Here is a 9,458-nt window from a genome sequence, read left to right as displayed (position 1 = left end):
AAAGGAACAATCAATCATTTTTTAACATCAAAATTTTAGCATCATGGCACATAACTATGTCTTTCTTTATGATATTTAGCAATCCTTGGAGATAAATGGTCATATTAAAGGCTTCATCTATCAACCTTGGATATTGTGTAGCCATAGCTTCTTCTTTTCTGTGTATTTCTAAAATAACTGTCTCTAAGCGGTTTCTCATTACGATTAGTTTATTTTGTTACAATGTATTCTGAACGAAACTGCTTCGTAGAAAATAAACTATCGCTCTCTTTAATAGAAGTGTGCTTTAATTGGACAGAATTTTTTAATCCTATTCAACTTTAATCATTCTGAGTCAAGTAAGTTACTTATTATCTCGATTTAAAATAAAAGCATTGTTTACATTCTTCAAACCAATTCTCTTATAGTAAGAAAGTGCTGTTGGTGCAGATAATAATAAAAGTGTGCAATCTTTCCCTGCCTTGATTTTTGTTTCATTGATTAGCGAGTTACCAATTCCCTGCTTTTGATAATTTGATCGTACGGCTAAATCGGCCAAATAGCACCAATAACCATAATCTGTCATAGATCTTGCTATTCCAACTAGGATTTTATTATGCCATGCTGTTATGATTAAATTAGAATTTACAAACATTCTATTGATTCGATCCTTGTCTTCTAAAGGTCGCTTTAATCCTGCATCAACATATAGATTTATTATGAGGTCTGGGGATGGTATTACATCTGTTCTGTATATTATTTCTTTTAACATATGGGAACTATTGAGGTATACGTCCTGTGGTTATACCTACTCGATTCCAAGCATTCATAGCAATTATTGCCATCATTACCTCCGTTGTATATTGTTGACCTAACAAATTTATTGCAGCATCATAAGTTTGGTTGGATACGCCCTGTTGTGAAATTAATGTCATTTCTTCCGCTAAGGCTAATATTGCTTGTTCTTCCTTTGAAAAAAACGGGGTTTCTCGCCATGCAGATAATACGAATATTCTACGGGGGTCTTCTCCGATATTAAGTGCATCCTGAATATGCTTATCGATACAATAAGCACAACCGTTAATTTGTGATACACGAATTTTGATTAATTCTGCGTGTGTACGACTTAATGAGCTCTTAGCTAAATACTTTTCAAATCCCAACATTACCTCAAATGCTGATGAATCTACATCTTGTAAAAATCTTCTGTATGCCATTTTTATGTTTTTTTATCAAATATATTATATTTTGGACTACATTTGTGTTCCAGATTTAAAACAAACAGTAGTCCAGATGCTCCCATATCAAACTTTAATAAATATCGAAACCTCTAGCAAAAGAGCTATTTACGAACAGATAGCGATGAGTTTGATGAATCTCATTAATAGTGGTACTATCCCTGCTGGAACTAAGCTACCAAGTACTAGAATGCTTGGGGAGCAGCTTAAAATCCATAGGAAAACGGTGATTGCTGCTTATGAGGAGTTGGAAATACAAGGTTGGATAATATCAAAGAATAAAAGCGGATATTATGTGAATAGCAACATTTCTATTCCTACTATTTCTAGTGGGTCGGAACTAGGAACAAAATATCCTGCTCAATCCCCGATTGCAATAAAAGGTAATTACTCTCAATCTTTTAATGAAAGAAACCTATCCAATGTTCTTTTTTTAGATGACGGATTGCCAGACCCTAGGATAGCACCATATAAAATTCTATTGAGAGAGTTTAAGTCATTGACGGATAGAGATTATAATCTTAAACGGGCTAACTATGGGACTTCATTTAATTCTTCCCAATTAAAAAGAGTCTTATCGGCGCATCTTTCGAAATCTCGTGGGATTAACCTCTCTTCGGAAAATGTTTTTATTACAAATGGTGCACAGATGGGAATTTATTTGATAGCGAAGGCACTGATTAATCCCGGCGATACATTTATTATTGGTAAGCCAGGATATAATCTAGCTGAACAAGCATTAAAAGAGAATGGGGCTAGAACAATTGGAGTTTCGGTCGATGAAAAGGGAATTGATGTTGATAATATTGAAGAGTTATGTAAAAAGGAAATAGTTAAAGGAGTATATGTTATTCCACATCATCATTTTCCTACGACTGTTACTTTATCACCCGATAGGAGGATAAAGCTATTGTCGTTAGCGCGAAAATATAATTTTGTAATCATGGAAGATGATTATGACTATGAGTTCCATTATACATCTGCTCCTTATTTACCCATGGCAAGTTATAATCACTATGGCCATGTTATATATGTAGGAAGTCTATCGAAATGTTTTTCTCCTGCATTAAGACTTGGGTTTATTGTAGGTCCGAATGATCTAGTCAATGCTGTTGCCCAGATCAGAAAAACGATTGATATCCGTGGAGACCTTCTGTTAGAGAATTCCTTTGCAGCCTTACTCGAAAATGGAGAAATAGAGCGACATATAAGAAAATCAAATAAGCTTTATAAAGAACGAAGGGATTATATGTGTGAACAGATTGATTTGCATTTAAAGGACGTTGTCACTTATCAAGTGCCTGCTGGAGGGATGGCGATATGGATGCGGTTTTTAAAAGAATATAATGTCGAGAAGATACGGTTATTGGTAGAACGTCATGAAATTTCGTTAAGTCACAATATTATCTTTAGCCAATACGAAGAAATGAATCATATAAGATTAGGATTTGCCTCTCTTAATTTTCAGGAAATTTCCATATGTATAAATGCAATTAAAAAATCCATTTTGGAATACGATGCTTATTAAAGTGAGTGGTTATTTTAGTTCGAAGAACAATGCAAAAAGAAAAATGTGCCTAGATAATATGTATGCAAAAGACATCAGCGATGACGAATCACTGAAATTGATTAAGTTTTTTTGATAACGAAATTGATGTCTTGAGATTTAGAATAGAAGAATATTAATACATGCTCAGATATGCCAATAAATTATATTAATATAAAAAATGGAATAATTGGATTTTCGCAAAGAAAATATCAAACAAAACGGCATTGTCATTTCTATATGGAGGTGGCGTTTCCTATTTCGGGCTATCTAAACCTTAAAACTGATAATTGTGAGTATCAAAACGTTCAATCTGTTCTGATAAATTCCAACGTACCCCATACTTTTGATTGCTCAAATGGTGAATGTCAATTATACTTCGTTGATCCAACATCATATATTGGTAATCAACTGATGACGGATTATCTCAGAATGAATGAGGATGTCGTGGTGAATGAGCTGATGTCGGTCGATTCATTTTTAGATAATTACCTGTCCACTTTTGAAAATAAATTGATGGCTTTGAAAGATGATAGGATTAGAGTTTGTTTAGAATGGATAGATGTAAATTACTCATTAGAAAACATTAATATTTCTAAGCTTTCAGAAGTTGTCTTCTTGTCAGAAAGTAGACTCGCCCATTTGTTTAAGGAATATGTTGGATGTTCGGTGCACCAATATATTTTATGGAAGAAAATAGAAGAAGCAATAAAACTTTCTCAAAAAGGAGCTACTTTGACTGAATGCGCCCATTTTTCGGGATTTGTTGACTCGTCTCATTTTAACAGGACATTTAAAAATATGTTTGGTATCTATCCCTACTTCGTGTTAAAAGAATAGCAGGAATGTACAAGTTCTCCTTTTAATCAATCCCTAATTTTGCATATCATATACTGTAGACAGGAGGATTGATTAATAATACAGCAATTAGTAAAAAAAAGGACTCGTTAATGTTATAAATAAATGTTCCTGTGATTCCAGCCTCAGATATACCCTTCTATTTCATTGATCTGTAGCTGTTTTAAAATGAAATAGATATGATGAACTTATAACAAATTCAAGACAAAGTATTCGAAAAACAAGCAAGTTAGATACGTGAAAGTAGTTGAAATTTTTAAAACAAATGTCCAGAACGATATAGAAGCCGATAAACTAGTAAATTTTCTCTTAGAGTTGAATCCAGTCTATAAAATCAATTTTGATCTTGAAGATGAGGATAAAATTCTTAGGGTAGAAGTTAATCATCTGACAATTGATACTGATAAAATTATAAAAAAGATGATTGAAGGGGGATATAATTGTGAGAAAATTGAGTAACCGATTAGAACAATGTCATATTGGCTTTAAATCAAGTATATATGAAACGAATTATTTTTCTATTCCTCCTATTGTCAATAACCAATTTTTCATTTGGGGAAACATTAAATAAAACAGAAAATGTTCAAACGACAGATATAGATAATTTCTGGGAAGCTTTTGATAATTTAAAAGCGTGCAAGAATAGGAATGATAGCATTAGTTCTTTTCAACATATTTATCTTGATAGAGCCACAGACGGCTTAAAAGACTTTATTAAAGTGAGGGATTTTACAGCAGAAAAATTTGTTAATGCAGTTTCACAATATCCCAAATTTTACAATTCTGTACGGAAAAACACTTTAGAAGTGAAAAATATTGTTCCTTTAATTGAAGATATTGTTCAAAAATTCGAACAGATTTATCCAAACTTTAAACCATTTAAAGTTTGTTTTGTTATTGGACTGGCGAATACAGGAGGCACTGTTTCAGATGATTATCTATTGATAGGAGCTGAGGTGTCCGGGGCAACAGAAGATACGGATTTGTCTGAGTTTAATAATGTTGCATACAGCAAACAATTAGCGAAAGGAAATAGTGTTATTCAGAAAATCAGGGATATAGTTGCACATGAATATGTGCATACCCAACAATCTCACATTAAGCTTGATGCTCATTCTATTAATTGTCCATTACTTTATTATTGTCTAATTGAAGGGGCGGCTGACTTTATTGGAGAACTGGTTTCAGGAGGCCATATAAATACAGTAGCACATATTTATGGCAATAGAAATGAAGGAGAACTATGGCAAGAATTTAAAAATGAACTCTGTAATTCTACTTCTGAAAACTGGCTTTATAACTATACAAAAGCAAAGGAAACACCTGCTGATTTAGGGTATTTTATTGGTTATAAGATAGTAGAAGCTTATTACCTCAATTCATTAGATAAAAAACAAGCTGTAATTGAAATTATTGAAATAGATGATCCCATTGAATTTTTGCAATTAAGCAAATATGATCTTAAAGAAAAGTATTAGAGGGTGTTAACAGAACTTTATTTTAATCCTTCTAGATCTACCTAAGTAAAAACAAAATATTCAAAAAATATTTTCATGCAATTAAAACCGGTAAATAAATCAAAAATCCACTGCTAAATCAATATTTGGATTTTGACTTTAGAAAATAGCAGGATTGTACAATTTTCTGACTCACAAAAACATCAACTTTGCATTAAGTTAGTTAATAAGCTATTAAAGAAGCAAATAGATTATATGAATATACAGATGGAATCCTACAATCAAGTTTTCTCGATTGATGAATCAACACCGAGTTGGCAAACGCGATTAGTGATTTGCCTATTAAGATTACTTAAAATTAAGCAAAAGAAAGCATCAGTACCTGCGGTAAAGAAGCGCCTTCAAAAGTTGAAAATTCAACCAGCATCTTACGAACCCAAAGGTTTAGGTTCGGGAATAGAGGTAATGTTGAAACACATTAATGAGTGGCCAGTTTATTATACAACTCCTTATTCAAATTCAAGTATTGATAGTTATGTTATATTTCTGCACGGAGGTGGATATATTGACGAAATTGTTCCTGGTCATTGGAAAATAATTGGGGAAATGAACCGGAAAGGAAAGATTGGTTGTATTGTTCCTATTTATCCTTTGGCTCCAGAGGCAACAGCTGATAAGGTAGTTCCTGCAATGGGAGAATTATTATTGAAGGTTTTTGAAGAGGTCGGGACAAAAAAAGTAAGTATTGTTGGAAATTCTGCTGGTGCTGCGTTGGCATTAGCAAGCACTCAATGGCTACGTGATCATGATTTTCGTTTACCTGATAAGTTGGTGTTAATATCAGCTGGACTTGACGCTTCGTATATCACTCAAGAACAACAAGAAATTGCAAAAATTGATCCTTTGCTTGATATTGAAGGTGCTCTATATGGAGCAAAGCTGTATGCCGGTGATTTAGACTTGAATCATCCATTTGTAAGTCCCTTGAATGGAGATTTACATAAATTGCCACCAATGCTCATATTTGCTGGAACGCTTGATTTCCTTTACCCAAACAGTATAGAGCTGAAAAGGAAGGCTGAATCTGTTGGTGTAAAAGTTGATCTCTACCTTAAGAAAGGGCAACCTCATAATTATCCCGGATTACCTACACCGGAGGGAAAAGAAGCGCTAAAAGTTATAATAAATACTATTTGCTAAATCTAAGCCTTTGGTAGAGAGTGTATTTACACCAATAAAGTGGAAACCAATCAGAATTTAAAATGGAGCATCAAAAAGATAAAAAAATCATAGAAAATTATGTTGAATCGTATAATAACTTCGATGTCAAAGGGATGATCAAAGATCTTGATGAAAATGTGGTTTTTGAAAATATTACTAATGGCAAAGTCGATTTGCGGTTAAACGGGAAGGACATGTTTGAACAGCAAGCAGAAGCCGCAAAGCAATATTTTAGAACTAGAAACCAAAAGATTGAGTCTTGGCGTTTTGATGAATTCTCAACAATAATTGATATTCATTATAGTGCTGTTGTAGCTACTGATTTGCCGAATGGATTAAAATCTGGGGACACTTTGGAATTAAGAGGGAAATCTGAATTTGCCATTGAAGCTGGGAAAATAAAATCGATTCGAGATTATAACAGTAAATAATGTGTCATATCTGTTTAGACTGAACCAATTGAAATTAAATAGTATAAGAAACAAATGAAGCTGTTTTATTTGGGGGTATTGCTTTTTGTTAGTTTAAATGTTGTTGGACAACATCCTGATAGTGAGTTTGAAAAAATCTATCACTTGATTAAGCAAAAAGCTTTTTTTAAAGCCAAAGAATCCTATTGTATAAATAAAAATAAGTTATCGATACTACACCAAACAATTGTTGAGGCTTTTATTGACAATTCATTTAACGCATTGAAACATTCTAATAATAAGATCTCTTACATAATGAAATCCAAACATATGCTTTCGGATTCTTTATGCCTCGCTCTATACAAGATAAAGGAGGACAACTCTGTCAAGTTGTTTAATTACAAAGAAGCAAAAAATACTTTGGATACCATTTTCACAGGTTATAATAATATTCTCACTGATGATGAACGGAAAGAGTTAGACAATAATCTGAAAATATGGAGCGCATTGGATCGGGAATTAGCTCAACAGATTAATATTTATGAATCTGATACTTTGGAAATGATTAAAGATAAAGCAGGGTTAGATAATTTAGCAATTACTACAATAGGAAAGGATACGATTCATTTTGTTTTTGATACCGGAGCGAATTTATCTACAATTACTGAATCAGTTGGAAAAAAGATGCACATAAAGACAATACCGGTAGATATCGAAGTCGGAACAATAACTGGTGAAAATGTTTTAGCCCAACTTGGGGTCTGCCCATCTTTTATGTTGGGCAATATTGAGATTCAGAATGCTGTGTTCCTTGTATTGAAGGATAGTGATTTGACATTTGAGCAAATAGATTACCAAATCAACGGTGTTCTTGGATTTCCTATTATTGAGGGGTTACGAGAAGTTAAGATTACAGATGATGGTCATTTTATAATCGTAAATCAAGGAATGGAAATTATGCAATACTCCAATATGGTATTAGACGGTTTAACTCCTTTGATCTCTATTGAAGGTAGAAGTTATTCCCTTGATACAGGAGCTAGTCAAACGATTCTTTACCATGCTTATTATGCTGAGAAACAAAGCGAAATAGATAAGTTATATAAAGCTACAAAACTAACCTTTGCTGGTGCTGGCGGAACAAAAGAATTTGAAGGTTATATAATTGATCCTGTTTTTAACACATTTAATAAGAAGATAAAGTTAAAGGACGTTCAACTACTTAAAAGTAAGATAAATGATAAAGAGACACTTTATGGTAACATAGGTCAGGATTTTATGAAACAATTCAGTAGTATGACTCTTAATTTTGACCAAATGTTTGTCAAGTTTGATTAGGTAATTGAAATCACATGAAAAAAATATCACAATTGGCTCTAGGTTTTTATGCAGGAGCAGTAACAGTCGCATTTTTGATGCTTTTATACTCCTTTAAATCCCTAAAGGAAAACTTTGAAGAAATTACGGTAAAGCGAATTAACATTATAGATGATAAGGGTGTAAATAGAATCGTAATATCCAATGAAGGGTTGATGGAACCGCCAATTATCAATGGGAAAAAGTATAAGCGAGCTTTGAATCCTACAGGAATTGTTTTTTATAATGAAAAAGGTGATGAATGCGGAGGAATCGCCTTGTCAAAAAATCCAGAAACACAAACATATGCTTTAGCATTTGATTACGACAATGCTGATGCTATTGGTATATTGACACAGCAGAATAGTGACTCTAAGGCCTATCGTTCAGGTATTGTGATAAATGACAAGGATGTGTCAGGAAAAGTCGGCAGTAACATTAACAGAATTAATTTGATAACTGAGAATGGTAATTCTAGCCTCGTTATTAATGGACCCGATGAAAAACCACGAATTATTATTTCCGTTGATAGCCTTGGTAATCCCTTATTCAAAATGATTGATGAGAAAGGGGAAATTATTAAAAATAATTAACTCAATTTCCAATTGAATACTTGATCATCTATGATTGTTTAGCCAAGGGACAACGTCTTCGTTTTCAGGTCTCCATTCATTCTGGGACAGCCTGTTAGCATAATTTCCGTTATAATCCAATATTCTGAGTATTAGAAGTTCCAAATAGCATAAGCCGATATTAAGTACTGCTTCTAAGTGCCGTTTATTTAATTTCTTTAAAGCCTGTTTTCTATACGGATCTGCATGAGTTAAAGAATTTCTTAGATCGGTAAATAAATATGCAAAATCGTTGTAATCTGGATTTTCTGACAAAAACTTTTTAAAATCATTTAAATATTTACTGGGAATACCCTCATTCAAGCCTATATAATTTAACAAAAAACGTATTTTACTACTTGCCTTATCTTTATCCTCTTTTTCTGCATGCGCAATTTTTTTTATGTCAACAATATAGTTAAACAATATTTCGAAAGCTATCTGTACAGATATAAACGCTGACTCTACGCCAGTCTTGCGTACATTTGCCTGAATATACCAATCAATAATTCTCTCCACAATCTCATATTCATCCTTTGTCATTTTGTAAAACTTTGACCAAATATTATCTATCTCATCGTTAAATATTTGAGGAATCCACGAGGCGCATTTCGGATATTGGTCAGTCATATACTTGGTGTAATCAATCCAAAGATCTTCATCCTTAATATTTCTAACAACCAGCCCTCTTGGGAAACAATAACTGCCATTTAAAAATGATAAAAATTACTCGAAGTTAAATAGCCCGTTATTCTCCTATTATTTGAAAAGTTTATTTCCCG

The 9,458-nt window shown here is 32.9% G+C and carries 12 protein-coding genes; 8 read left to right on the top strand and 4 right to left on the bottom strand.

The genetic code is table 11. The annotated features are described in order from the left end of the window. Positions 1 to 10: 10 nt before the first annotated feature. The 3 genes from ABWO41_RS11640 to ABWO41_RS11630 form a co-directional block, all read right to left on the bottom strand. Positions 11 to 199, bottom strand: a complete 189-nt coding sequence (locus ABWO41_RS11640; RefSeq protein ID WP_353137889.1) for a hypothetical protein — start codon at positions 197 to 199, stop codon at positions 11 to 13. Positions 200 to 343: 144 nt separating this feature from the next. Then, positions 344 to 751: a GNAT family N-acetyltransferase gene (locus ABWO41_RS11635; RefSeq protein WP_353137887.1), complete on the bottom strand. Its 408-nt coding sequence runs from the start codon at positions 749 to 751 to the stop codon at positions 344 to 346. 7 nt (positions 752 to 758) lie between these two features. After that, complete coding sequence (locus tag ABWO41_RS11630; RefSeq protein ID WP_353137885.1) at positions 759 to 1,196, bottom strand: carboxymuconolactone decarboxylase family protein; 438 nt, start codon at positions 1,194 to 1,196, stop codon at positions 759 to 761. Positions 1,197 to 1,272: 76 nt separating this feature from the next. On the opposite strand from ABWO41_RS11630, the gene pdxR reads away from it, so the two are divergent. The 8 genes from pdxR to ABWO41_RS11590 all read left to right on the top strand — a co-directional run bounded on the left by pdxR (position 1,273) and on the right by ABWO41_RS11590 (position 8,658). After that, positions 1,273 to 2,745, top strand: coding sequence for a MocR-like pyridoxine biosynthesis transcription factor PdxR (gene pdxR, locus ABWO41_RS11625; RefSeq protein WP_353137883.1), 1,473 nt, complete (start codon positions 1,273 to 1,275; stop codon positions 2,743 to 2,745). Between the two features lie 258 nt (positions 2,746 to 3,003). Continuing rightward, positions 3,004 to 3,603, top strand: coding sequence for a helix-turn-helix domain-containing protein (locus ABWO41_RS11620; protein ID WP_353137881.1), 600 nt, complete (start codon positions 3,004 to 3,006; stop codon positions 3,601 to 3,603). Positions 3,604 to 3,858: 255 nt separating this feature from the next. After that, complete coding sequence (locus ABWO41_RS11615) at positions 3,859 to 4,080, top strand: methyltransferase type 11 (protein ID WP_353137879.1); 222 nt, start codon at positions 3,859 to 3,861, stop codon at positions 4,078 to 4,080. A gap of 41 nt (positions 4,081 to 4,121) precedes the next feature. After that, a complete protein-coding gene (locus tag ABWO41_RS11610; RefSeq protein WP_353137877.1) occupies positions 4,122 to 5,099 on the top strand; it encodes a gliding motility protein GldB-related protein in 978 nt (325 codons plus the stop codon). 132 nt (positions 5,100 to 5,231) lie between these two features. Continuing rightward, positions 5,232 to 6,278: an alpha/beta hydrolase fold domain-containing protein gene (locus ABWO41_RS11605; protein ID WP_353137875.1), complete on the top strand. Its 1,047-nt coding sequence runs from the start codon at positions 5,232 to 5,234 to the stop codon at positions 6,276 to 6,278. A 62-nt stretch (positions 6,279 to 6,340) separates the two neighbouring features. Beyond that, positions 6,341 to 6,730, top strand: a complete 390-nt coding sequence (locus ABWO41_RS11600; protein WP_353137873.1) for a nuclear transport factor 2 family protein — start codon at positions 6,341 to 6,343, stop codon at positions 6,728 to 6,730. 54 nt (positions 6,731 to 6,784) lie between these two features. Further along, positions 6,785 to 8,047 carry an aspartyl protease family protein gene (locus tag ABWO41_RS11595; RefSeq protein ID WP_353137871.1) on the top strand — a complete coding sequence of 421 codons (1,263 nt, stop codon included), beginning with the start codon at positions 6,785 to 6,787 and terminating at the stop codon, positions 8,045 to 8,047. A gap of 14 nt (positions 8,048 to 8,061) precedes the next feature. Further along, the gene (locus ABWO41_RS11590; RefSeq protein ID WP_353137869.1) at positions 8,062 to 8,658 is read left to right on the top strand and encodes a hypothetical protein; all 597 of its coding nucleotides are present in this window, start codon (positions 8,062 to 8,064) and stop codon (positions 8,656 to 8,658) included. A 24-nt stretch (positions 8,659 to 8,682) separates the two neighbouring features. Here ABWO41_RS11590 and ABWO41_RS11585 read toward each other — a convergent pair whose 3' ends face one another. Further along, positions 8,683 to 9,219 carry a HEPN domain-containing protein gene (locus ABWO41_RS11585; RefSeq protein ID WP_353137867.1) on the bottom strand — a complete coding sequence of 179 codons (537 nt, stop codon included), beginning with the start codon at positions 9,217 to 9,219 and terminating at the stop codon, positions 8,683 to 8,685. Between the last annotated feature and the right edge of the window lie 239 nt (positions 9,220 to 9,458).

Origin of the sequence: Pseudopedobacter sp. (assembly GCF_040392825.1) — a bacterium.
Lineage (GTDB): Bacteria > Bacteroidota > Bacteroidia > Sphingobacteriales > Sphingobacteriaceae > Pseudopedobacter.
Note: the sequence above shows the minus strand (reverse complement) of the source record. Positions and strands in the feature narration are given on the sequence as shown.

Excerpts from the sequence above, each read along its gene's own strand:
- ABWO41_RS11640 (WP_353137889.1), bottom strand. The coding sequence starts at position 199 with ATGAGAAACCGCTTAGAGACAGTTATTTTAGAAATACACAGAAAAGAA.
- ABWO41_RS11635 (WP_353137887.1), bottom strand. The coding sequence starts at position 751 with ATGTTAAAAGAAATAATATACAGAACAGATGTAATACCATCCCCAGAC.
- ABWO41_RS11630 (WP_353137885.1), bottom strand. The coding sequence starts at position 1,196 with ATGGCATACAGAAGATTTTTACAAGATGTAGATTCATCAGCATTTGAG.
- pdxR (WP_353137883.1), top strand. The coding sequence starts at position 1,273 with ATGCTCCCATATCAAACTTTAATAAATATCGAAACCTCTAGCAAAAGA.
- ABWO41_RS11620 (WP_353137881.1), top strand. The coding sequence starts at position 3,004 with ATGGAGGTGGCGTTTCCTATTTCGGGCTATCTAAACCTTAAAACTGAT.
- ABWO41_RS11610 (WP_353137877.1), top strand. The coding sequence starts at position 4,122 with ATGAAACGAATTATTTTTCTATTCCTCCTATTGTCAATAACCAATTTT.
- ABWO41_RS11600 (WP_353137873.1), top strand. The coding sequence starts at position 6,341 with ATGGAGCATCAAAAAGATAAAAAAATCATAGAAAATTATGTTGAATCG.
- ABWO41_RS11595 (WP_353137871.1), top strand. The coding sequence starts at position 6,785 with ATGAAGCTGTTTTATTTGGGGGTATTGCTTTTTGTTAGTTTAAATGTT.
- ABWO41_RS11590 (WP_353137869.1), top strand. The coding sequence starts at position 8,062 with ATGAAAAAAATATCACAATTGGCTCTAGGTTTTTATGCAGGAGCAGTA.
- ABWO41_RS11585 (WP_353137867.1), bottom strand. The coding sequence starts at position 9,219 with ATGACAAAGGATGAATATGAGATTGTGGAGAGAATTATTGATTGGTAT.